The organism is Microbacterium terricola (genome assembly GCF_027943945.1).
Classification (GTDB): domain Bacteria; phylum Actinomycetota; class Actinomycetes; order Actinomycetales; family Microbacteriaceae; genus Microbacterium; species Microbacterium terricola.
Genome location: NZ_AP027141.1, coordinates 305,287 through 328,989 on the forward strand (window position 1 = coordinate 305,287; position 23,703 = coordinate 328,989).

Sequence of the window (23,703 nt, forward strand, 5' to 3'; positions counted from 1 at the left end):
CATACCTCGCGCGCGGTCGGTAGCCTGACGGGGTGAACGAGCCCCTCGCCGCCCTGCTGGACGGGGCCAGAGCGCGCCTCGACGGCGCGCACCGCGAGGCGCTCGGCGAGCTGGTGTCGCCGCGGCGGGTGCTCGGTCTCGCGCGGGCGCCGCGGATCGTGCCACGGGGCACCGCCTGGCACCTCGGCGTGCTGCTGCTCACCGACGATGCCGTGCTCGCCACCGGCGAGATCGTGGTGGCGCGGGAGGAGGTGCGCCGCGGCTTCGCGGCCGAGTCGCAGCGGCGTCGCGCGGAGCTCGCCGCCGCCGCGCATCGCGGTGGCTTCCCGGAGGGTCGTCCCGTGCACATCGGATGGCGGATGCTGTCGCTCGACGCCGTCGACGGGGAATCCGATCCGCTGCGCGTCGTCTCCGGTGTGCCGAGCGTGCGGTGGAGCGCTGCCGGCGGCCACGTGCCGCTCGCAGCGTACCTGGACGAGCGGATCGAGCTGCTCGTGCACCCGCCTGCGGGGGCCTAGCCGCGCTGTCAAGCCCCCCGACGTGCACGGCCCCGGTTTCGTAAGGTGGCGGCATGAGAGCCTCCGACATCGCCCGGCAGGTCACCGTGATCGTCGCCACCTGCGCCATGATCCTCGCGGCCATGGTCGGGGCCGGTCTGTTCGGCGGCACCTCGGTGCAGGACCTGCAGGGCGGGGCGCTCGACGCGGATGCCACGGTGCTCGCGCCCGCCCGCCCGGCGTTCTCGATCTGGACCGTGATCTACCTCGGCCTCATCGCGTATGCGATCTGGCAGGCGCTGCCCGGTCAGCGCACGAGTCCCCGTCAGCGCGCGGTCGGCTGGTGGGTGGCGGTGACCTGCCTGCTCAATGGGCTGTGGCTGCTCCTCGCCCAGTTCTCGACGCTGCCGTGGACGGTCGTCGGCATCGTGCTGCTGCTGGTCGCGCTGTGCACCCTCTTCCGGATCGTGGTGCTCGGCCGCGTCGGCGATGAGGGCATCATCGACGCTGCCCTCATCGACGGCGTCACCGGGCTCCACCTGGGCTGGGTGGCCCTGGCGACCGTCGCGAACACCACCGCCTGGCTGACCGTGATCGCCCCCGAAGAGTGGGGGGCGCAGTCCGACCTCATCGGGTGCCTGGTGCTGACCGTCGTCGCCCTGATCGGGCTCGCCCTCGCCTGGGCCAGTCACTGGCGGCTCGCGCCCGCACTGGCGATGGCCTGGGGGCTGAGCTGGATCGCGGTGGGACGGCTCACCGGTGAGCCCGCCAGCATCCCGATCGGCGTCGCCGCCATCGTGGCCGCCTCGATCATCCTGCTGCCGACGCTCGTGCTGGCCGCGGCGCGGCTGGTGAGCCCGGCGACCGAATGACGGCGGCCCGCTGCCGCCGGTGGGTCAGGCGTCGGCGAACCGGCGGGCGAACGCGCGGAGCAGGCGCACCGGCTCGGTGACGGATGCCGCCAGCACCCGCTGGGAGATCACCTCGTAGTCCTCGGCGGCGAAGTACCCGTCGTTGCGGTAGATCGCCATCCGCTCGGTGAAGGCCTGCGTCGTCGGCTCAGGGTGGAACTGGGTCGCGTACAGCCGGTCGCCCACACGGTAGGCCTGCACGGGGCAGTCCGCGTTGGTGGCGAGCAGCGTGCCGCCAGGGGGCACGGCGACGCTGCCCTCCTTGTGCGCGGTCAGGGCGGTGAACCGGTCGGCGAGCCCCCCGAAGAGGGGGTCGGAGCGCCCCGCGGCCGTGACCTCGATCGTGGCGGGCCCGGTGTCCTCGGGGTAGGCGCGGCTCACGTCGCCGCCCAGCATCCGTCCGACGACGCCGATGCCGTAGCAGGTGAACAGCGCCGCGGGTCCCTCGCCGCCGGCCGCAGCCGCCGCGATGCGCTCGAGCCCGGCTTCGAGGGCGAGCTGCGCCGTGGTCTTCGATGACGCGGGGTCCGTGGCGTTGAACGGGCTGCCGCCGACGACGAACCCGGCGTAGCGGTCGAACACGTCGTCGGGAAGCGGATCGCGCACCAGGTCGAGCTGATGCAGTCGCTGCGGATCGAGGCGGGTGGCCGCCCGGAACGACTCGTACTCCGCCGCGGCGGCCCCCTGCTGCGGCCGCACGCACACATAGAGGAGCGGTGCGGACGTCATGGCGAGATTCTAGGCGGCGCTCCGGCCCGCGCGCGATGCGCGGACCGCCGATCAGCCGCGCGAGGAGTTCGCGGTGCGGCCACGGACGATGCCGACGAACGCGTCGACCGCGGGTGTGGTGCGCTCGGACACCCAGGCCAGCGCGACCGTGGAGGTCGGGCCGTCGCGCAGCGGACGCACGGCGACGTCCTTGCGGTGGTGCAGTCGCGCGAGCGACATCGGCACGAGTACCACTCCCACGCCGGCGGCGACGGTCGCGATCGCCTCGGCGGTGTCGGCGGGTGCGGCGAAGCGGGGAGCGAGGGCGCCCGGCACGGTCACGGCGAGCACGTCGTCGCGTGGCGTGACGACGATCTCGCCGGCCAGGTCGGCGAGATCGAGCTCGTCGGCGGCGGTCAGGTGCGACTCGGACCCCACGACGACGACGGGCAGCTCGTCGTAGAGGGGGATGACGTGCAGGCCGTCGCGCTCGATCGGGAGGCGGACGAGCGCCGCGTCGACGATGCCCTCGGCGAGGGCGGTCCGCTGCTCCTGGACCTCGAGGGGATGCAGCTCGAGCGGCGCGTCCGGGTGGCGCGACTTCCAGGTGTCGATCCACTTGCCCGGGGTGGCGCCGGGGATCGCGCCGAGGACGAGCGGGCCGACCGCCGGCTCGACGACGGGCTCCGGCGCCGGAGGCTTCGGCTTCGCGCGCGGCGCCGGCTTGGGTGTGCGGGATGCTGCCGCCCGCCCCTTCCCGTTCGCCTGGCGCGCCGGGCGCCCGCGTGAACCGCCGCTCTTCGCCATGCCGCCAGCGTAGCCGGGCGCTAGGGTTCGCTCATGGTCGCGATCATCGCAACGGTCTCCGGCGCCCTCGCGGCGCTGCTGCACGTGTACATCTTCCTGATGGAGAGCGTCCAGTGGACGCAGCCCCGGGTGTGGAAGCGCTTCGGCGTGGCCGATCAGGCTGCCGCCGACACGATCAAGCCGATGGCGTACAACCAGGGGTTCTACAACCTCTTCCTCGCGATCGGCGCGATCATCGGCATCGCGCTGTTCTGGGCGGGGGAGCCGTCGACGATCGCCGACGTGGCGGGGCGCACGCTCGTGCTCTACAGCCTGGGCTCGATGGCCGCCGCAGCGCTCGTGCTGGTCTCCGGCGGGACCCGCTACCTGCGCCCCGCGCTCGTGCAGGGCACGCTGCCGCTGATCGGCTTCGTGCTCTTCCTGTTCGCCTGAGCCCGGTCAGTCGCACGCGCCCCACTGGCCGAGTCCGGCCTCCCGCGCGCCACGAGCCGACGCGGCGAGCAGGCCCGCGTAGGTGGTGTTCGGCTCGAAGGACAGCGGCTCGGCGTCACCGGATGCGGTGAGCCGCTCGTTGATGAAGCGGCCGTCGTCGGTCCACAGGTAGAAGAGCCACCGGTCGTAGCGGTCGCGCGGATCGGCGTCGGGCGCCGCCCATACGGTACTGCCCACGGGCGCCAGGGCGAGGAGGGCGTCTCGGGCGTCGAGCGCCCCGCATTCCTCCACGGGCGAGCGCTCGGGGGTGTCGATGCCGATCAGCCGCACCTTCAGCTCGCCGGCGGACTCGACGACGGCGTTCGGCCGGTCGAGCGTGGCGCGCAGGGTGTCGCCGTCCCACACCGACGCCACGGTCAGCGCGAACGCGTCGGCCGGCCGCGTCGGGGCTCCTGTGGCTCGGTCAGCCAGGCTCTGCGTGCCGGACCACCAGCCCGCGCCGAGCGCGACCGCGGCGACGATGAGCAGCACCAGGGCCGCTCTCGGACCGCCGGTGCCCCTCGCCATCCGCCGAGGCTAGCGGCGGGGTCCGACGGCGGTCGGTGCGAGGTCGGGCGCGCCCGCGCCCAGCGTGCACAGCTGCGGGGATGCGGCCGGACACGCCGTGCCGCTGCATCCCTCTCCGGCGTGTCGCCGAGGATCTCCGCCGTTGTGCTCGGGCCACGTGCCCGAAGGAGGTGGGGATGCCCGGGCGGTCAGGCGGCCAGGCGGAGGCCCCTGCGGTCGGTCGCGACGCGCTCGCCGTCGGCGATCGTCTCGTCGTCGCCGATCAGGGAGCCGGTGGCGACCCGCGCGCCGTTGCCGACGTGGGTGCGGATGCCGATCTTCGCGCTCGCGCCGATCGCGGCGCCGGCGCCGATGTGGGCGTGCGGCGCGATCTCGGCGTTGGTGCCGATGTCCGCATCGGACTCGACCCAGACCCCGCGGCCGACGTGTGCGCCGGCGGCGATGTGCACGCCCGGCTCGACATAGGCGCCCAGTTCGACGACCGCGCTCGGGTGCACCTTGGCGCCGTGCGCGACGAGACCGCGTCCGTTGACGTGCTTGCGGTAGCGCAGCGTCTCGCCCCGGTCGTTCTCGATGTCGATGTAGTTCTTGCCCACGGATCCCTCCAACGGCACTTTTCCGTGCCGAGTACATCAATAACCTCGCCGCGGCCGGATTCATTCCCGGTCGCACCGGCAGGTAGGGTGCCGCATGTGACTCACGCGCCCGACCCCGGCTTCGACCCCGATGACACCGCCTCGGGCCCGACGCTCGTGTTCGATTCGCAGACGATGGCGCACAGCATCCCCGAGGACATCCTCGGCATCCTGACCGGCACGTTCGCGGCCTCGCTGGGCCTGTATCTGCTGCAGGCGAGCCAGGCGGTCACGGGCGGCACGGCGGGCCTCGCGCTGCTGGTCGACTACGCGACGACGTGGCCGTTCTGGCTCATCTTCGCGCTGGTGAACCTGCCGTTCGCCGCGCTCGCGATCTGGCAGAAGGGGTGGGACTTCACGATCCGGACGGCGATCTCGATCGCCCTGGTGTCGGGCTTCTCGGTGGTCAACCACGCCCTCTTCGACATCGCGGCCATCGACCCGATCTACGGCACGCTCGGCGGCAATCTGCTCGCCGGCGTCGGGCTGCTCATCCTCTTCCGGCACCGGGCGAGCCTCGGCGGCGTCAACATCATCGCGCTGGTCGTGCAGGAGCGCACCGGCTTCCGGGCGGGGTGGACGCAGCTGGTCTTCGACGTGCTGATCATCGCCGGCGCGCTGTTCGTGGTGCCGTGGCCCAACGTCCTGATGAGCGCCGCCGGCGCCGTGCTGCTCAGCCTGGTGCTCGCGATGAACCACCGCCCCGGCAGGTACATCGGGCACTGACCCGTTCAGCGCGCGGGGTCAGGCGGGCGGGGGGTTGGAGCGGCGCGGGCGTCGCGCGATCAGGTAGATGACTCCGGCGACGAGCCCCGCGAGGCCGAGCCCCACCACCCAGGGCAGCCAGCCGGGCGTGCCGGTCTCCGTCGCGGGGGCTGCCTCGGTGGGCGTGGGGCTCGGCGTCGCGCTCGCGGTCGGAGTCGGAGTCGGCGTCGGCGTCGGGCTGGCGGTGGCCGAGCTGCTCTCGGTGGGCTCAGGCGTCGGCTCTGCCGAGGGCTCCTCTGTGGGCTCCGCGCTGGGCCCGCTCGTCGGCTCCGCCGTGGGCGCTGCACTGGGCTCCTCCGTCGGCTCGCTCGTCGGCTCCTCCGTGGGCTCCTCCGTGGGATGGGGAGTCCGCGTCGGCAGGCTCGGCAGCGTGCGCGTCGGCGTCGGTGACGCGAACGTGCGCGTCGGGCTGGCCGTCGGCGACGCCGTCGGCAGGCGGCTTCCGTCGATGAGGCTGCACCCCGCGACGGCCGAGACCATCGCGATGCCGGTGAGGACGATCGCGGCCACCCTGATCGGAACCCAGCGCGTGCGTGACATCGGTGCCCTTTCGCGAAACCACCGGAATCGTGGCAGGCGCGGCGCGGCACCGGCATCCCCCGTCGTGGGTGAGATGGCCGATCAGCGCTGGCAGGCGGGGCACCAGAAGACGTTGCGCAGCTTCGTCGGGTCGGCGCCGAGTTCGCTGCGGCGGACGAGGGTGCCGCAGCGACGGCAGGGCCGGTGCTCGCGCCCGTAGACCCAGGTCGCGCGCCCGGGCCGCGCGTCGCCCGTGAACGTGCGCGGCGTGCGGTCGCGGTTGGCCCTGATCATGCGGGCGCCGAGGTCGACGAGGGCCGCGGCATCCACCTCCGTCGCCGGCGTCGTCGGCAGCACGCCCCGGACGAAGAGGATCTCGTTCGCGTACTCGTTGCCGAAGCCGGCGATGTTCCGCTGATCCTGGATCGCGACATGCACCGGCCGAGGATCCGCCTGCAGGCGGGCGGCGGCGAGCGCGGGATCCCAGTCGTCGGCCAGCGGGTCTGGGCCGAGATAGCCGACGAGCTCCTCCTCGTCGCGCGTGGGCACGAGCTTCACCTCGGCCAGCTCGAACCCCACGGCCTCGCGCGCCGCGGTGCCGACGATCGCCCTGGCCGTGAATGCGGGCTTGCTCCACCGTGCGCCGCGGGCGAACACCCGCCACTCGCCCTCCATCTTGAGGTGCGAGTGCAGCGTCCACTCGCCCACGCGCAGCAGCAGGTGCTTGCCGCGCGAGACCGAGCCGCCGACTCTCTCGCCGGTGAGGTCGGCCGTCGCCGCTCGGGGCACGCGCAGTTCGAACCGGGTGACCTCGGCACCGGTCAGTGCCTCGTCGAGCCGGCGGGCGGTGCGGTAGACGGTGTCGCCCTCAGGCACGCGCGGTGGCCTTCCGCAGCGTCAGTCCGCGCGGAGACTCCACGAAGCCGGCGTCGCGCAGCGCCCGACCGACCCCGGTGCCGTAGACGAACGCGCCGTTCACCTGCTCGATGGTGAGGGTGTCGAGGCGACGGTCGCGCGCCGTGCTCGCGAGGCTCGCCGCGGCCGCGGCGAGACGCGTCTCCTCCTCGGTGAATGCGAGCACCGTCTTGCCGCCCCGCTCGAGATAGAGGGTCAGGATGCCGTCGACCAGCACCACCAGCCCACCGGCCTTGCGACCCGGCCGGTGCGTGATGCCCTCGAGCGGCGGCCAGGCGAGGGCGGCGCCGTACGGGTTCGCCGGGTCGGTCGCCGCCAGGGTCAGCGCGTTGAGCGGGGCCGGCCCGTCGGCCGACCCGGCGTACTCGCGCAGCCGGTCGACGGTCGCCGACGCGGCGAACTGCGCGGCGCCGAGCTTCTCGATCACGTAGCCACGGCGGCAATGGCCGGCCTCCTCGAAGCCCGCGAGCACCCGGTACGCCTGGGCGAAGCCGCCGGGCATCCCCTCCGACTGCACCGAGCCGCGGGTCACCACCCCGTAGCGGTCGAGCAGCAGGCTCGCGGATGCGGTCGCCCGAACTGCCGGATCGGCCTCCGGAGCGGGCAGCAGCGACCAGCGACCCCCGATCGCGGGTGGGCGAGGCGGCGCGATCGCCGTGGTGCGGGGGAGCGTCGCCCCACGGTACATGCGGGCGCGCGGCGTCTTGCGTGCCGACCGGTGCGCCTGCGACCCGCCGCCCAGCAGCATCCGCACCGGCGCGAACGTGTCGTTCGTGATCCGGCCCGCCCAGGTGAGGTTCCACAGCGCCTCGATGACCGACTGCTCGTTCTCGGCCCCGGTCGCCTGACGCAGCTGGGCGGCGAAGTACGCGCCCCCGCCCTCGAGGGCCGCGAGCAGCTGCGCCTCGAGCGACCCAGGGCCGAGCGCGTCGTCGGGCGGATTGAGGGTGAGGGGGGCGGCGTCGGCGGGATGCAGGGCGATCCAGCCGTCGCGACCGGGCAGGGTGCCGTGGCCGGACCAGATGACCTCGCCGGTCGCCGTGAGCTCGTCGAGCATCGCCGGCGTGTAGTCGCGGACGCGCGACGGCAGCACGAGCGACTCCCACGCGCTGGCGGGGATGGGTACGCCGGCGAGCTGCTCGATCACGGCGGCCACCCCGTCGATCCCGTCGAGCGGACGGGTGAGGTGCTGCCAGGCGGGCAGGAACCGGGCGAACGCCTCCTGCGAGACGGGCTCGACGCTGCCGCGGATCGCCGCGAGCGAGCGCATCCGCAGCCGCCGCAGCACCTCGGTGTCGCACCACTCGGGCTCATCCCCGGCGGTGGGCGATGCGGCGAGCCCCGCATCCGGGAGGAAGAAGCCGCTCGTGAGCCTGCCCTGGGCCTCGAGCCGCTGCAGGGTGAGGCGCGCGACCGCGACGCCCACGCCGAGGCGCGCGGCCACGGCGTCGGTGCGGAACGGCCCGTGCGTGCGGGCATGCCGCGCGACGAGGTCGCCGAGGGGATCGGCGACCGGCTCGAGGAACGCGTGCGGGATGCCGACGGGAAGGGCGACGCCGAGCGCGTCGCGCAGGCGCCCGGCGTCCTCGATCGCGGCGATGCGGCGGACGCCCGCGACGGTGACCGGGATCGCCCGGCGGGCGTCGACCAGGGCGTCGAGCAGCTCCGCCGCACGGGCCGCCTCGCCGAGGGCGGGGAGCTCGCCTGCGGCGTCGCCCTCGGGCTGCAGCCGCGCGGCGACCTCGTCGGCGTCGAGCGGGCCGAGCATCCGCAGCAGATCGGCGACGCCCTCGAGCCCGCGCGCACGCCGGTCGGGGTCGAGGCGCTGCGCCTCGCGCTCGAACTGGGCGATGACCTCGGGGTCGAGGAGCTCGCGCATCTCTATCTTGCCGAGCAGCTCGCTCAGCAGCGCGGGATCGACGGAGAGGGCGGCCGCCCTGCGCTCGGCCAGCGGCGAGTCGCCCTCGTACATGAAGGCGCCCACGTAGCCGAACAGCAGGTCGCGGGCGTACGGCGACGGCTGCGCGGGCTCGGTCTCGACGAGCCGGATGCGTCGCTCGCCGATCGCGCGGGCGATGCGCAGCAGGGCGGGCACGTCGTAGACGTCCTGCAGCACCTCGCGCAGGGTCTCCAGGATGATCGGGAACGTCGGATAGCGGCGCGCGACCTCGAGCAGCTGCGCCGAGCGCTGGCGCTGCTGCCAGAGCGGGGTGCGTCGCTGCGGATTGGTGCGCGGCATGAGCAGGGCCCGGGCGGCGCACTCCCGGAAGCGCGAGGCGAACAGGGCGGAGCCCCCGACCTCGGCGGTCACGATCGTGTCGAGCTCATCCGGATCGAAGACGAACAGCTCGGCCCCCGGCGGCTCGGCGGTCGCGTCCGGCACGCGGGCGATGATGCCGTCGTCGCTCGCGACGGCCGACCCGTCGACGCCCAGCCGCTCCCTGATGCGCGCGTTGACCGCAAGCGCCCAGGGCCCGTGCACCTTCATGCCGTACGGGGAATGCAGGATGATGCGCCAGTCGCCGACCTCGTCCCGACCGCGCTCGACGGTGAGCGTCTTGTCGGTCGGGAGGGTGCCGGTGGCCTCGCGCTGCTCGGCCAGGTACGCGAGCAGGTTGGCTCTGGCGTACGCGTCGAGGCCCGCCTCCCGGAGGCGCTCCTCGGCCTTGTCGGCGGAGGCCGCTGACACTTCGCGCGAGAACCGCCCGAGTGCCTCACCGAGCTCGGCCGGGCGGCCGATGCCGTCGCCGTGCCAGAACGGCACCTTGCCCGGCTGCCCGAACGCCGGGAGCACGTTGACGCGGTCGTGGGTGATCTCGACGATCCGCCAGCTGGTGGTGCCGAGGGTGAACACGTCGTTCACGCGCGACTCGTAGACCATCTCCTCGTCGAGCTCGCCCACCCGCGCGTTCTGGCTCTCGCCGGCGACGAAGACGCCGAACAGTCCCCGATCGGGGATCGTGCCGCCGCTCGTGACGGCGATGCGCTGCGCGCCCGGACGCCCGGTGAGGGTGCCGTGATCGCGATCCCACACCAGCCGAGGACGCAGCTCGGCGAACTCGTCGGAGGGGAACCGGCCGGCGAGCAGATCGAGGGTCGCCTCGTAGGCCGATCGGGGGAGGCTGCGGAACGGCGCGGAGCGCTTGACCGTCTCGAACCACCCCTCGACATCGATCGGGGCGAGCGCGGCCGCCGCCACGGTCTGCTGCGCCAGGATGTCGAGCGGATTCTGCGGCACGGAGATCGCCTCGATCTTGCCGCCCAGCATCCGCTCGGTCACGATCGCGGTGTGCAGCACGTCGCTGCGGTGCTTGGGGAAGAGGGCGGCCCTGCTCACCTCGCCGACCTGGTGGCCCGCACGGCCGATGCGCTGCAGACCGGACGCGGCGCTCGGGGGCGCCTCGACCTGGATCACCAGGTCGACCGCGCCCATGTCGATGCCGAGCTCGAGACTGCTGGTGGCGACCACGCAGCGCAGCACGCCCGACTTGAGCTCTTCCTCGACCTGCGCCCGCTGCTCCTTCGACACCGACCCGTGGTGGGCCTTGGCGAGCACGGCGTCGGCGCCCGCGGTCACGCCCGCCTGCGCCATCTTCGCCGCCGGGACCGACGGCTCGGGCAGATCGAGTCCCAGCCGCTCGCTGTAGATCTCGTTCAGTCGCGCCGTGAGTCGCTCGGCGAGGCGCCGCGAGTTCGAGAACACGATGGTCGACCGATGCTGCAGGATGCGGTCGACGATCGCCTCTTCGACGTGCGGCCAGACGGACCCGGTCATCTCGGTCTCGCCGATGCCGTTCGCGCGCCCGCTCGAGCCGTCCGGAGAGAACCAGTCCTCCGCTGCGGCCGTCGGCTCGTCGGCTGCGTCGCTCGTGTACGGGCTCGGCGGAGGTGGCGGGTTGAGCATGTCGTCGACAGGGACGACGACGCTCAGGTCGAACGTCTTCGACGCCTTGGGCGCCACGATCTCGACGGGGGCCGCACCGCCCAGGAACCGCGCGACCTCGTCGATCGGGCGCACCGTCGCCGAGAGTCCGATCCGCTGGGCGGGGGCCACGTCGGGGTCGTGCGACCGTCGCAGGGCGTCGAGACGCTCCAGGCTCACCGCCAGGTGGGCGCCGCGCTTCGTCGCGGCGACGGCGTGCACCTCGTCGATGATGACGGTGCTCACCTCGCGGAGCGTCTCGCCCGCCTGGCTGGTGAGCATGAGGTACAGCGACTCTGGCGTCGTGATGAGGATGTCGGGCGGCGCCGTCACGAGCTTGCGCCGGTCGCTCGAGGTCGTGTCGCCCGAGCGGACGCCGACGGTGACCTCGGGCAGCGCGACGCCGAGCCGCCTGGCCGACTGCCCGATGCCGACCAGGGGCGAGCGCAGGTTGCGCTCCACGTCGACGCCGAGCGCCTTCAGCGGTGAGATGTAGAGGACGCGCGTGAGGGATGCGGGGGCCTTCGGCGCGCGGCCGCGCCCCCGGGCGGGGAGCGCGGGAACAGCGGCATCCTTCTCATGGAAGACCCGGTCGATCGCCCAGAGGAACGCCGACAGCGTCTTGCCCGACCCGGTCGGCGCCACCACCAGCGCGTGGCGGCCGGCGGAGATCGCCTCCCAGGCGCCGGTCTGGGCGCTCGTCGGTGCGGTGAAGGCGCCGCGGAACCAGTCCTGCGTCGCGGGACCGAACCGATCGAGCACACTGCTCATCCCCCCATCCTCCCGGATGCCCCCGACACGTGGGCGGTCACGTGCCGGGAACATCGGCGAGCGAGCCGTCTCGGTGCAGCTCGAGGCGGAGATCCACCCCGAGCCGGTCGAGGAACGCATCGTCGTGGCTGACCACGAGCACCGCGCCACGGTAGGCCCACAGCGCATCGACGAGCTGGTCGATCGTGTCGAGGTCGAGGTTGTTCGTCGGCTCGTCGAGGAGCAGCAGCTGCGGCGGCGGATCGGTGAGCAGGAGCCGGGCGAGCGCGACCCGGAAGCGCTCTCCGCCGGAGAGGGCGGCAACCGGCCGGGTCGCCGCGTCACCGCGGATGAGGAACCGGGCGAGCCGGTTGCGCAGCTCGACGTCACCCACCCCTGGTGCGGCAGCTCGCACGTTCTCGAGCGCGGAGCGGCCGTCCTCGAGGGTGTCGATCCGCTGGGACAGGTAGCCGATCTGGTCGGTGTGGGCATGGGCGGAGGTGGTGCGGGCGAGAGCTGTGCCCGGGTCCGTGCCGAGCAGTCGGAGCAGCAGCGTCGTCTTGCCGACGCCGTTCGCCCCGACGAGCGCGACCCGCTCAGGACCCCGCACGATCCACTCGCGGGCGCCGTCGCCGATCGTGGCGATCCGGCGCCCGGCGGCGACCGCCGGGTCGGGCAGATCGATCAGCACGCGGTCGTCGTCGCGCACCCGGCGTTCGGCGGCGTCAAGGGCGGCTCGGGCCGCCGCCTCCTTCTCGAGGGTCTCCCTGCGGAGCTTGCCCGCCGAGACCTGCGCGGCGCTCTTCCGGTTGCCGGCGACGATCCCCGGCACGCGCTTCTCCTCCTGCGCCCGGCGGCCCGTCGCCGCTCGGTGCGCCAGCGTGGTCTGCGCGGCGATCCGGTCGCGCTTCTCGCGCCGCGCGACCTGGGCGGCTGCGCGCTCGGCCTGCCGTGCCGCGTCCTGCTCGGCGTCGAGCCACGCGCGCCACGCCGAGTACGGACCGCGGAAGACCGACAGCCCGCCGGCGTACAGCTCGGCGGTGTCGTCCATGAGCTCGAGCAGGGTGACGTCGTGGCTGACGACGACGAGCGTCCCCGGCCACCCCCTGACCATGTCGTACAGCCGCGCACGCGCCGGGCGGTCGAGGTTGTTGGTCGGCTCGTCGAGCAGGGTGAGCGGAGCCCGGCGCAGGCGGATGCCGGCGATCGCCGTGAGGACGGCTTCGCCGCCGGAGAGCTCGCCGACGCGACGGTCGAGCATCTCGGGCGCGAGACCGGCCTCGGCGAGGGCCGCCTGCGCGCGCGCCTCGACGTCCCAGTCGTCGCCGACCGCGTCGAAGTGCCGCTCCGCGACGTCGCCGGCGGCGATGGCGCGCACGGCCGCGAGCGCCCCCGCGACGCCGAGCAGGTCGGCGACAGGGCGGTCGACGTCGAGGGTCAGCCGCTGCGGCAGGTACGCCGCCTCGGCTGCGCGATCGATGCGCCCGGATGCCGGGGTGAGCTCTCCGGCGACGAGCCGCAGCAGGGTGGACTTGCCGGAGCCGTTGCGGCCGACGAGTCCCGTGCTGCCGGTGCCGAACGAGCCGGACACGTCGGAGAGGGCGGGTGATCCGTCCGGCCAGGCGAAGCTGAGCCGGTCGAGGGTGAAGGTGTGGTTCTGCGTGGGCACGAGGCCTCCCGATGTCAGGCATGCGCTGACACCGGGCAGGCCGGAATCCGGGTGGGATGACGGCGGGGGCGACGGGTCAGCGCGGAATGGATGCGCAGACGCGTCGCAGTTCGCACGCGGCCCGAGGGGGCGACGAAGGACGGATCAGCGCGGGGTCACAGCGCGGACGCGACGATCTCCGTCATTTCATTCCTCACACTCGGGGACGAGAACCCCGCCACGATACACCCCTACCCTGAGCGGGGCCTCTCACTGCCCGAGCGCGGCCAGCTGCTTCTCGAGGAAGGTGCGCACATCGGCGAGCTCCTGCTCGGAGACGCTGTGCGCCAGCTCGGGATAGACGCGGCCGCTCAGCTCGCTGTGCGCAGGCAGCCAGTGCGTCGTGTGCACCACGAGCTGCGCGGGGATGACCTCGTCGCGCGACCCTCGCCCCCAGAACACCGGCGGCCTCAGTACGGCGAGCTGCTCGTCGCCGGCCAGCTCGCCCGGCGTGGCGTAGCCCGCGAGATTGACGACGAACGCGAACCGCTCCGGTCGCAGGCGCAGGGCCTGCAGGGCGACGACCGCGCCCTGCGAGAAGCCGAGCAGGCCGATCGTGCGGCCCGGGGCCACGGCATCCACCCATTCGACGAATCGGGATGCTGCCGAGCTGACCAGGTCGGGATCGTGCGCGTCGAGATTCTCGATGGCGTACCAGGCGTAGCCGGGCGTCGGCCAGCGCGGGGCGAGCGGCGCGCGCACGGCGGCGAACGCGAACGCATCTGGCAGGTGCGGGATGAGGCCGCCGAGGTCGTGCTCGTGGGAGCCGTAGCCGTGCAGCAGCACCAGGAGCGGCGCGTCGCGGCGCGCGTCGAGCGGCTCGGACCACAGCACGGCGTCGGGATCGAGGGCGGGGACGTCCGTCATAGGGTTCATCTTTTCAGGCGGCCCCGACACCCGCGAAGTCGCCTGGGGTATACAGGAGGCATGCCGGTTCGCACCCCCGATCCCGATCCGAACGAGCGCGACGACGAGGGAACCCCTCGCGATCCGCTCGGCGGCATCGGCGCGACCGGCGGCAGGTCTGGGCACCCGGTCGGCGACGGGTCGTTCGGGCATCCGGCGCCCGGCAACGCCGCCAACCCCGGGTGGCTCACCGACATCGAGCTGGCCGAGGCGCGCCGCCGTCTGCCTGTCCTGTACGTCGAGGCCGTGCCGGTGCGCACCGACGGCATGGGGCAGGTGATCGAGGTCGGGATCCTGCTGCGGGCCACCCCCATCGGCGAGATCAGCCGCACGATCGTGTCAGGACGCGTCCGCTACGGCGAGACCGTCCGCGACGCGCTGTTCCGCCACCTCGAGAACGACCTCGGGCCGATGGCGTTCCCGCTGCTGCCGTCCGCGCCCGTGCCGTTCACGGTCGCCGAGTACTTCCCGATCCCCGGGGTGAGCGCCTTCCACGACGACCGTCAGCACGCGGTCTCGCTCGCCTTCGTCGTCCCCGTCACGGGTACCTGCGAGCCGCGTCAGGACGCGCTCGAGGTGACCTGGCTGAAGCCGGAGGAGGCAGCATCCGACGCCCTCGCCGCTGAGATGGAAGGCGGCAGGGGCACGCTCATCCGTCTCGCGCTCGCCAGCGTCGGAGCGCTGCGCTGACAGGCGCGCCCGACCGCCCGGCGATCACGGCGCCGACTGCGTCTTGATCCGGCGTCGCGGGGACTGATAATAGGACGATCCCCTTCGGCGTCCCCCGCGCCGCATCCCCCTCCGGAGAATCAGATGACTGATCAGCAGGTGCCGTCACGCACGTCCGAATCCGACGGCCGCTCGCCGTTCGACGAGCTCATCGGCGCGGGAGTCGCCGCGGCCGCAGGGACCTCGTTCGCGACCGCCTTCCGCGGCTACGACCGCGACGAGGTGGACGCGGCGATCGCGGGTCTGCAGCAGCGCCAGCGCGCCGACGCCGAGCGCATCGCGGAGCTGCAGGACGAGAACCACCGCGCCGCGGAGGCCGCCACCCGCAGCCGCAAGGCGGCCGAGCGCCTGGAGGCGCGCACCCGGCAGGCCGAATCGGCGGGCAACGAGAACGTGGAGCGGCTCGAGGCCGAGCTCGCCGCCGCCGTCGCGCGCGCCGCGGACGCCGACCAGAAGGTGCAGGCGCTCAGCGACGAGCTCGTCGGCGCGTCCGGCGAGTCCGCGAACAAGGAGCGGTTCGAGGAGATCCTCCGCGTCGCGGAGGACCAGGCGAGCCTCCTCATCCGCAACGCCACCGTTCAGGCCGAGCGTCTGCTCGACGCCGCCCGCGAAGAGATCCTCAACCGTCGCAAGGAGACGCAGGCCGAGGCCGCGGCGATCATCGCGCAGGCGGAGAACGACGCCCAGCAGGCGCGCCTGCGCATCGACACCGAGACGACGGCGCACCAGGCCCAGATCGAGCGGGAGGCGGCTCACGCCGCCGAGAAGGTGTCGCAGGCCGAGCAGGAGGCGGCGGCCATCCGCACCGAGGCCGAGAAGGGTGCGGCCGCGCTGCGCTCGATGGTGGCCCGCGAGACCGAGCGCGCGCGCTCCGAGGCAGAGGATGCCGTCCGCGAGCTGCGCGTGCGCGCCCTCGAGTTCGAGGAGTCGCTGACGCGCCGCCAGGACGACGCCCAGCAGGAGTTCCTCGTGCTGCACAACCAGGCCGTCGCGCACGCGGAGCGCATCACGCAGGACGCCAACGAGCAGGTCACCGCCTCGCTCGAGCACGCCCAGCGGGTCGCGGCGAAGGCGGAGGACTTCGAGAAGCTCATGCGGGCACAGGCCCAGCAGACCGAGGCCGACGCGAACCTCCGTGCGCGCGAGCACCTCGACCGTGCGCACGTGAAGGCGCAGAAGATCATCGACACCGTCACCGCCCACTCGCAGTCGGTGCTGCGCGACGCGGAGGACCGCACGCGCCAGCTCCGCTGGCAGCAGCAGCAGCTCACGAGCTTCATGGCCGAGGTGCGCGAGATGATCCGCCCGGAGGCTCCGCTCGAGGACGAGGCGACCGGGGCGGACGACGCCGCGGACGACACCGCGCCGTCCGACGACGCCGAGGATTCGGCCGCGCAGGACTGAGGCGCCGGCGCGGCCCGAGCCCTATGCTCGTGGCGTGACCGCGCTCGAACCTCTCGCCTTCCCGACCGACCTCGACGGCTGGCTCTCGTTCGCCACCGACCGCGCGACCGAGCGCATCGCACGCGTGCGGGGGGTGGACGAACGGCTCGCCGCGGAGACCGGGCTGCCCGTCCGTGAGCGCCTCGCGCTCTGGAACGACGCCGAGATCGCCCTGCACGAGGCCACCAGCGAGGCGTACGTCCTCAGCGAGTCGCACCCCGACGAGTCCGTCCGCGGCGCGGCGGAATCCCAGGTGCAGGCGCTCGAGGCGCTCGCCGCCGCCCGTCTGCTCGACCGCGGGCTGTGGGCGGCCTTCGACGGCGCCGACACCGGCGATCTCGACGCCGAGGAGCAGCGGCTGCTCGCCTTCGTGCAGCGCGATTTCCGGCGGGGCGGTGTCGCTCTCGACGACGCCGCGCGCGAGCGCGTGCGCGAGCTGACCGACCGCGACACGGAGCTCGGTCTCGCGTTCTCGCGCAGCATCCGCGACGGACGCCGTGAGATCAGGGTCGAGCCTGCCGCGCTCGCCGGGCTCCCCGACGACTTCCTCGCCGAGCATCCCGCCGGCGACGACGGCCTCGTCGTGCTGACCACCGACTACCCGGACCTCATGCCGGTGCGCGAGTACGCCACCGATCGCGGCACGCGCACCGCGCTCGTCGCCGCCTACAACGATCTCGCGTGGCCGGAGAACGAGCCGGTGCTGGCCGAGCTCCTCGCCGTCCGGGAGGAGCGGGCGCGCCTGCTCGGCTACACCGACTGGGCCGACTTCGAGACCGAGCCGCGCATGATCGGCTCCGGCGCCGCCATCCCCGCGTTCCTCGACCGGCTCGACGAGGCCTCGCGCGACGCCGCCGCGGCCGAGTACCCGCTGCTGCTCGAGCGGCTGCGCGTCGACGACCCCGACGCGGAGGCGGTGACCCTCGCCGACTTCTGGTACCTCGCCAGCGCCCTCAAGGCCGAGAACCACGATGTCGACGCCCTCGAGGTGCGCTCCTACTTCTCGTTCGACCGGGTGCTGCCCGGCGTGCTCGAGACCACCGGGCGGCTGCTCGACGTCGAGTACGTGCCGGTCGGGGTGCCCACCTGGCATGAGGACGTGCACTCGTACGATGTGGTGCGCGCGGGGGAGCGGCTCGGCCGCATCCATCTCGACATGCATCCGCGCGAGGGCAAGTTCACCCACGCCGCCTGCTTCCCGCTCGCGCCCGGCATCGTCGGTCGGAGCCTCCCCGAGGCCGTGCTGCTGTGCAACTTCGCGCGCGGTCTCATGACGCACGACGAGGTCGTCACGTTCTTCCACGAGTTCGGGCACCTCGTCCACGACATCCTCGGCGGCGCGCAGCGCTTCGTCCGCTTCGCGGGTGTCGCGACCGAGTGGGACTTCGTCGAGGCGCCCAGCCAGCTGCTCGAGGAGTGGGCGTGGGACGCGGGGGTCCTCGCCTCGTTCACCGCCAACGCGGACGGCGACCCCATCCCGGCCGACCTGGTCGCGCGCATGCGCGTGGCCGACGGGTTCGGCCGTGCGCTCGAGGTGCGCAGGCAGCTCGGCCACGCCAACGTCAGCTACCACCTGCACGTGGATCGTCCCGCCGATCTGCAGGCGGCGACCGAGCGCCTGTATGCCGCGTCGAGCCCCGTGCGGCCGCTGCCGGGACTGCATCCCTACGCCGGGTTCGGGCACCTCACCGGCTACGGCGCCTGCTACTACACGTACCAGTGGAGCCTCGTGATCGCCCGCGATCTGCTGTCGGCCTTCGGGGGCGATCTGATGGACCCCGAGGTCGCCCGCCGGTACCGGCGGGAGATCCTCGAGCAGGGTGGCCGGCGCGACGCGGCCGACCTCGTGCAGGCGTTCCTGGGGCGTCCGTACGCCTTCGACGCGTACCGCGACTGGCTCGCCGGCTCCTGAGCTCGGATCGGCCCCGGCCCGGATGTATCAGGGACGCCCTCGCCGTCTCCTGTCAGTGTGGCCAGAATGGGCGCTATGACCGAACCCGACTCCCCGCACCTCCGCGACCCCTCGGAGGACGACGGGGTCGCTGACGCTGCGCCGAGCATCTGGGAGCGTGCCGCGGAGGACTTCCACCGCTGGCAGGGCGGCGATGCGCGGGCCATGGACGACCTGGTGCGCCTGATGACACCCGTGCTGTGGCACGTCGTGCGGGCCTACGGCCTGGACACCATGCTCGCCGAGGACGTCGTCCAGTCGACGTGGCTGACGCTCGTGCGCAGGCACGACTCGATCGCCGACGAGCGCGCTGTCGCCGGGTGGCTGACGACCACCGCCCGCAGGGAGGCCTGGCGGGTGGGACGCGCGCACCAGCGCGTCCGTCCCACCGAGACGCCCGACCTCGAGCCGCACCTGCCGGTCGAGGACTCGGCGGAGGACCGCGCACAGCATCGCGACCGGGATCGGCGCCTCTGGGGCGCGGTCGGCGTCCTCGACGAGCGCTGCCGCCGGCTGCTGCGGATCGTGGCGTTCGAAGAGCGTCCCGACTACGCGCGCATCGCACTCGATCTGGCCATGCCGGTCGGATCGATCGGCCCGACCCGACAGCGCTGCCTCAGCAAGCTGCGCACCGCCCTGGAGGCGGACGGATGGAGAGGAGAGACCCGTGATCTCTGACGAACCCGCGGCGGATGCCGCCCTGTTCCAGGCGCTGCGACGCACCTGGCGGAATGTCGACCCTGAGCCGGCCGACCTCGTCGACCGCATGGTCGCCGCGGTCGCGACCGCTGATCTGACCAGGGAGTATGCGCTGCTCACGCTCGTGGAGAGCGATGCCGTCGGCGCGGTGCGCGGCGACGCCGACATGCTGACCCTGCAGTTCAGCGACGGCACGACGAGCGTGCTCATCCACGTGACCCCCGCCGAATCCGGGGCACGGCGCATCGACGGCTGGATCGACGGGGTCGCCACGTCCGTCCAGCTGATCCAGGATGCCGGGGAGTCGGCCGTCCAGGCGATCGACGGCCGGTTCGCGTTCGACGAGGTGCCTGCGGGCGTCTCCCGGCTGCGGGTCGTCCTCGAGACGCCGGCATCCGGCGGTGACGGGCCGATCGAGCTCGTGACACCGCGTTTCGAAGTCTGACGGCACGAGGCCGCTGCACCACAGGATGGAAGAGTCGCGCGCGCGACGATGACGGAGGAGAGCACACATGGCGCAGGACGCAATCGAACCCGGCAGCCCCCAGCCGAAGGGCTGGTCGTGGCGGGACCGGGCGCGCGGATCGATCGTGGAGGGCACGCTGCTCGACCCCGCAGCCGAGCCGCTCGAGGGGATCGAGGCCTTCCCGACCGTGTACGTCCCGCATCGGCTGCTCGTCTCCGGCGGCGAGAAGGGCGAGCTGATCGGCGACAACGTCGGGCGCGTCCGCGCGGCTGCCGACCAGTTCGGCTGGGGCGTCACGCGCGTCCTCCTGGACGGCACTGAGATCGGCGACGACGATGAGGTGCCCGGTGCGCGGCTGCCAGGCGCTCCCGTCGTGATCCGGATCGAGTTGACGACCACGGACGGCGACCGCGAAGGCGTCTCGCCCGCCCTGCCGGATGCGTGGCGGGTGCTGCAGCAGGTGCGTCGTGACGCCCTCGCGGCCGTCCGCGAGCCGGTGCGCGATGCGAACGGCGCCGTGGACGTGGGCCGCACCCTGCGGGTCGCCGGCGTCGACGGGATCGGGCTCGACCACGTCCTCACGGTCGACCCGATCGGCATCAACCCCTACACGCGGTCGAACCCGTACACGCGGTCCAATCCCTACACGCGGTCGAACCCGTACACCCGGTCGAACCCGTACACCCGGTCCAATCCCGTCGGCGAGTACGGCGAGGCGGGCCTCGGCGGCCGCCAGCCCGTCGCCTGGGTCGGGCCCCCGCTGCCGCGTGCGGCGCTCGACGAGGGCCGCACCCGCCGCGCGGTCGTGGCCGTGCTCGACACCGGGGCCGGGGAGCACACGTGGCTGCCCGACGACATCGTCGATCGGCACGTCGAGCTCGACGGCCAGCCGATCGGCCACCACGACGACGCGAACCCCGAGGTGTTCCCCGACCTGTTCGGCCCGCTCGACGGCGAGCTCGACCCGGTGGCCGGTCACGGCACGTTCATCGCGGGGATCGTCCGCCAGGCGGCGCCGGATGCCGACATCCTCGCCATCCGGGTCGCCGACGCCCTCGGCGTCGTCGAGGAGTCGAATCTGCTCCGCGTGGTCGAGGAGGTGGGCGTCCTCGTCCACCGGTACCGCACCGGAGCGGAGGGCGGGCGCCCCGTCGACGTGCTGAACCTCTCGCTCGGGTATTACCACGAGACGCCCGAGGACGGTCTGTACTCCCGTGACCTGTACCGGCTGCTGTCGGTCATCCGCGAGCAGGGCACGGTGGTCGTCGTCTCCGCGGGCAACGACGCCACCGACCGCCCGACCTTCCCGGCGTCGCTGTGGCCGTGGCCGGGCTCGGACAACGGGCTCGAGCCCGACGACTTCGCCGAGCACATCTCCGTCGGCGCGCTGAATCCGAGCGGCCGCTCGACCGCGCTGTTCTCCAACGTCGGTCCGTGGGTGCGCCGCTACGCCCGTGGCGCGTCGATCGTCAGCACGCTGCCGGCCTTCGACGGCGGCATCCAGGCCTCCGCGCGCGACGACGAGTACGACCGGCACCGGCTCACGATCGGCCCGGAGGACTTCCGCGGCGGCTTCGGCGTGTGGAGCGGCACCTCGTTCGCCGCACCGCTCGTCGCGGGGCTCGTCGCGGCTCGTCTGCAGGCGCTGCCGGCGACGGAGGAGGCGGGGAAGGCGGTGACCCGCGCGGCGAAGGCGGTGACGGCCGTCCTCGCCGACGACGAGGCCTGATCGGGCGGCCCGCTCGGGCGACGGCGCGCGGCGGCGCTCACGACACGGCATGCTGTGAGGGTGACCTCCCCGGCGGAAGAGCTGCGACAGCGCGGCCTGCGGCTGACCAATCAGCGGCGGTACCCCGAGGCGCGCCGCGTCCTCGAGCAGGCCGCCGCGCTCTCGGCGAGCCCCGATGTCACGGCCCGGATCGCCGGCACCCTCGCGTACGTGCTCGGCCAGATGGGCGAAGCGGCCGAGGGCGAGCGGCTGGTGCGGCGGGCACTCGAGGAGCCGGCGCTCGGCGCCCACGCGTTCGGCGTCGTCGCGGGCCAGCTGGGCAGCCTGCTGTGGAACCGCGGCCGGCTCGACGAGGCGCTCGAGTGGTTCGGCCGGGCGATCGACACCATCCCCGACGACCCCGTCGCGGTCGCCAATCTGCGGATGAACAGGTCGGTCCTACTGATGCAGCGCGGCGACCTCGCGGGCAGCGCGGTCGACCTCGAGCACGCCGCGGCGGCCTACGCCGCGGAAGGCAGCGACGTCGAAATGGCCGAGGCCCAGCACAACCTCGGCTACGTGTCGCTGCTCGGCGGCGACCTGCTGCGGGCGATGCGCGAGATGACCGCGGCGCGCCCCGCGATCGCGCATGCGTCCCCGGCGAACGCCGCCATCGGCGACGTCGACATGGCCGAGGTGCTGCGCGATGCGGGGCTGGTCACCGATGCGGAGCGCCTCCTGCAGGGTGCCGCGCTCGTGTTCGGACGTGCACGGATGCCGGGCGCCCGCGCCGAGGCGGAACTCCAGCTCGCGCGCTCGCTGCTGCGCCACGACACCACGCGGTCCGGTCGCACCGCGCGGTCGGCGGCGCGGCGGTTCGCGGCGGCGGGCAACCGTCTCGGGTCAGCGCGCGCGGAGGCGATCGCGCTGCGCGCGGGATTCGCCGGAGGGTCGATCGACCGGGCAGGGCGTCAGGTCGTCGACCCGCGGCGCCGACCCGCCGATGCCGACGTCGACCGCGTCGCCCGCGCGCTGCACCGCGGCGGGCTGCGCAACGACGCCGTCGCGCTGCGACTGTCGCGCGAGCTGTGGCGGGCGACGCACGCCGTCGCATCCGGCCCGCTGCCGCGGCTCCCCGAGACCGCGTCGCTGGAGGTGCGGCTGCTGGCGCAGGAGGTGCGCGCGGCGCGCGCCGCCGCCCGCCGGCGGGACGCGGAGGCCCGGCGTCATGCCGCGGCCGGCCTGGACGAGCTCGCCGACTGGCGCTCGTCGTTCGGCAGCCTCGACATGCAGACCTCGCTCGCGATGCACGGCAACGGCCTCATCCTGGCCGGACTCGGCGCCGCTGTGCGGTCGGGGCGTCCTGACGCGGTCTTCGAGTGGTCGGAGCGCGCCAGGCACCTCAGCCTGCAGGTCGTGCCCCTGCGCCCGCCGCCCGACGCCGAGGCGGCGGCGGACCTCGCCGAGCTGCGCATCCTCCGGGCCGACCTGGCCGGTGCCGACTGGATGGCGGATCCGCGCGCGATCGAGCTGAGCGACCGGCTCCGCCGCCGCCAGTGGATCGCCACCGGCACGGCCGACGTCTCGGAGCGCGTGGACCTCGCGGCCTTCGGCGGCGGACTCGACGAGGACACCGCGCTGCTGGCGTACGTCTTCAGCCCGGAAGGGCTCAGCTGCCTGGTCGTCACCCGCGCAGGCGCGACCCTCGTCGACCTGCCCGGCTGGGCCGCGGCGCGTGCCGACCTCGCGGGGCTGCGCTCCGACCTCGACGTGTCGGCGTCCGTGCGGTCAGGGCCCATGGCCGAGGTCGTCCGGCGCGGGCTGGCGGCGCGGCTCGCGCGGCTGTCGGCTGCGCTGCTCGACGCGCCTCTCGCCCGATCCGGTACCACCAGAGTCGTGCTGACGGTTCCCGGCGTGCTCGCCGGGCTCCCGTGGGGCATGCTCCCCGGCCTCGCCGGGCGTGGCTTCACGCTCGCGGGATCGGCCTCGCGGTGGGCAGGCGGGCGGACGATGCTGCAGGCGGCGCCGACGAGCGCGGGCTTCGCGGCAGGGCCACGGGTCGCCCGCGGTGACGAGGAGGTCGGGGCGGCAGCATCCGCCTGGACATCGCCGCGCGTCCTCGACGGCGCGCATGTCACGGTCGATGCCGTCGCGGCGCTCGGGGGCGAGGTCGGCGTCCTGCACGTCGCCGCGCACGGCAGGCATGCGGTGGACAACCCGCTGTTCTCGGGCCTGGAGCTCGCCGACGGCGTGCTGTTCGGCTATGACATCGACCGTATGCCGCGGGTGCCGGACGTCGTCGTGCTCTCGGCCTGCGAGGTCGGACGCTCGGCGGTGCGCTGGGGCGAGGAGGCGGTGGGCATGACGAGGGCCTGGCTGCACGCCGGGGCGCGCTGCGTCGTCGCGGCCCCCGTCGTGGTCGCGGACGACGACGCCTGCGAGCTGCTCGGCGCGCTGCACGGAGGGCTCTCCGCGGGCCTGTCTCCCGCGACGGCGCTCGCCGCGGCGGCCGGACGCACCGGCATCCTGGCGCCCTTCCAGTGCCACGGCGACGGATTCTGAGGTTTTTCCGCCCGCGATGTATCTGGAGCCCCGGTGGCTGCTCTTGATCCATGGAACGACACCTCCGGAGTCATCCGGTCGGAGCCGTGGCGGCCTGCCGCAC

Annotated in this window: 20 protein-coding genes; 11 read left to right on the top strand and 9 right to left on the bottom strand. The window is 73.7% G+C overall.

All coding sequences use genetic code 11. From position 1 onward, the window contains the following. The first annotated feature begins 32 nt into the window (after window positions 1-32). On the top strand, window positions 33-518 hold the full coding sequence (locus Microterr_RS01510) for a glutaminase (protein WP_263796542.1): 486 nt from the start codon (window positions 33-35) through the stop codon (window positions 516-518). Window positions 519-571: 53 nt separating this feature from the next. Further along, window positions 572-1,369: a tryptophan-rich sensory protein gene (locus Microterr_RS01515; RefSeq protein WP_263796541.1), complete on the top strand. Its 798-nt coding sequence runs from the start codon at window positions 572-574 to the stop codon at window positions 1,367-1,369. 24 nt (window positions 1,370-1,393) lie between these two features. On the opposite strand, the gene Microterr_RS01520 is transcribed toward Microterr_RS01515, so the two are convergent. Then, complete coding sequence (locus Microterr_RS01520; protein WP_263796540.1) at window positions 1,394-2,137, bottom strand: glutamine amidotransferase-related protein; 744 nt, start codon at window positions 2,135-2,137, stop codon at window positions 1,394-1,396. Between the two features lie 51 nt (window positions 2,138-2,188). Beyond that, window positions 2,189-2,923 (bottom strand): LysR substrate-binding domain-containing protein, encoded by a 735-nt coding sequence (locus Microterr_RS01525; RefSeq protein WP_263796539.1) that lies wholly within the window; start codon window positions 2,921-2,923, stop codon window positions 2,189-2,191. A 33-nt stretch (window positions 2,924-2,956) separates the two neighbouring features. On the opposite strand from Microterr_RS01525, the gene Microterr_RS01530 reads away from it, so the two are divergent. After that, entirely contained in the window at window positions 2,957-3,355 is a 399-nt protein-coding gene (locus tag Microterr_RS01530) for a DUF1304 domain-containing protein (protein ID WP_263796537.1), read from the top strand. 6 nt (window positions 3,356-3,361) lie between these two features. On the opposite strand, the gene Microterr_RS01535 is transcribed toward Microterr_RS01530, so the two are convergent. Further along, window positions 3,362-3,922, bottom strand: coding sequence for a thermonuclease family protein (locus Microterr_RS01535; protein WP_263796536.1), 561 nt, complete (start codon window positions 3,920-3,922; stop codon window positions 3,362-3,364). A 188-nt stretch (window positions 3,923-4,110) separates the two neighbouring features. Further along, entirely contained in the window at window positions 4,111-4,518 is a 408-nt protein-coding gene (locus tag Microterr_RS01540; RefSeq protein ID WP_263796535.1) for a transferase, read from the bottom strand. Window positions 4,519-4,614: 96 nt separating this feature from the next. Here Microterr_RS01540 and Microterr_RS01545 point away from each other — a divergent pair, with 96 nt between their 5' ends. Continuing rightward, window positions 4,615-5,283, top strand: coding sequence for a YitT family protein (locus Microterr_RS01545; protein WP_318528813.1), 669 nt, complete (start codon window positions 4,615-4,617; stop codon window positions 5,281-5,283). An 18-nt stretch (window positions 5,284-5,301) separates the two neighbouring features. Here the strand turns inward: Microterr_RS01545 and Microterr_RS01550 are convergent, their stop codons facing one another. From Microterr_RS01550 to Microterr_RS01570, 5 genes are all read right to left on the bottom strand, one after another. Continuing rightward, window positions 5,302-5,862, bottom strand: coding sequence for a hypothetical protein (locus Microterr_RS01550; protein ID WP_263796534.1), 561 nt, complete (start codon window positions 5,860-5,862; stop codon window positions 5,302-5,304). Window positions 5,863-5,943: 81 nt separating this feature from the next. Then, window positions 5,944-6,717 carry a DNA-formamidopyrimidine glycosylase family protein gene (locus Microterr_RS01555; protein ID WP_263796533.1) on the bottom strand — a complete coding sequence of 258 codons (774 nt, stop codon included), beginning with the start codon at window positions 6,715-6,717 and terminating at the stop codon, window positions 5,944-5,946. Next, complete coding sequence (locus Microterr_RS01560) at window positions 6,710-11,449, bottom strand: ATP-dependent helicase (protein WP_263796532.1); 4,740 nt, start codon at window positions 11,447-11,449, stop codon at window positions 6,710-6,712. The genes Microterr_RS01555 and Microterr_RS01560 overlap by 8 nt, the downstream gene beginning before the upstream one ends. A gap of 37 nt (window positions 11,450-11,486) precedes the next feature. Next, window positions 11,487-13,097, bottom strand: a complete 1,611-nt coding sequence (locus Microterr_RS01565; RefSeq protein ID WP_263796531.1) for an ABC-F family ATP-binding cassette domain-containing protein — start codon at window positions 13,095-13,097, stop codon at window positions 11,487-11,489. Window positions 13,098-13,346: 249 nt separating this feature from the next. Continuing rightward, window positions 13,347-14,003, bottom strand: coding sequence for an alpha/beta hydrolase (locus Microterr_RS01570; RefSeq protein WP_263796530.1), 657 nt, complete (start codon window positions 14,001-14,003; stop codon window positions 13,347-13,349). A gap of 60 nt (window positions 14,004-14,063) precedes the next feature. Here Microterr_RS01570 and Microterr_RS01575 point away from each other — a divergent pair, with 60 nt between their 5' ends. The 7 genes from Microterr_RS01575 (at window position 14,064) to Microterr_RS01605 (ending at window position 23,600) form a co-directional block, all read left to right on the top strand. Beyond that, window positions 14,064-14,732 (top strand): NUDIX hydrolase family protein, encoded by a 669-nt coding sequence (locus Microterr_RS01575; RefSeq protein ID WP_263796529.1) that lies wholly within the window; start codon window positions 14,064-14,066, stop codon window positions 14,730-14,732. 123 nt (window positions 14,733-14,855) lie between these two features. Further along, window positions 14,856-16,175: a coiled-coil domain-containing protein gene (locus tag Microterr_RS01580; RefSeq protein WP_263796527.1), complete on the top strand. Its 1,320-nt coding sequence runs from the start codon at window positions 14,856-14,858 to the stop codon at window positions 16,173-16,175. Window positions 16,176-16,209: 34 nt separating this feature from the next. Continuing rightward, window positions 16,210-18,126: a M3 family metallopeptidase gene (locus Microterr_RS01585; protein WP_263796526.1), complete on the top strand. Its 1,917-nt coding sequence runs from the start codon at window positions 16,210-16,212 to the stop codon at window positions 18,124-18,126. A 75-nt stretch (window positions 18,127-18,201) separates the two neighbouring features. Further along, on the top strand, window positions 18,202-18,843 hold the full coding sequence (locus Microterr_RS01590; protein WP_263796525.1) for an RNA polymerase sigma factor: 642 nt from the start codon (window positions 18,202-18,204) through the stop codon (window positions 18,841-18,843). Then, window positions 18,833-19,309, top strand: coding sequence for a hypothetical protein (locus Microterr_RS01595; protein ID WP_263796524.1), 477 nt, complete (start codon window positions 18,833-18,835; stop codon window positions 19,307-19,309). Before Microterr_RS01590 ends, Microterr_RS01595 begins: the two co-directional genes overlap by 11 nt. A gap of 67 nt (window positions 19,310-19,376) precedes the next feature. After that, complete coding sequence (locus Microterr_RS01600; protein ID WP_263796523.1) at window positions 19,377-21,059, top strand: S8 family peptidase; 1,683 nt, start codon at window positions 19,377-19,379, stop codon at window positions 21,057-21,059. Window positions 21,060-21,119: 60 nt separating this feature from the next. Then, complete coding sequence (locus Microterr_RS01605; RefSeq protein WP_263796522.1) at window positions 21,120-23,600, top strand: CHAT domain-containing protein; 2,481 nt, start codon at window positions 21,120-21,122, stop codon at window positions 23,598-23,600. The last annotated feature ends 103 nt before the right edge of the window (window positions 23,601-23,703 follow it).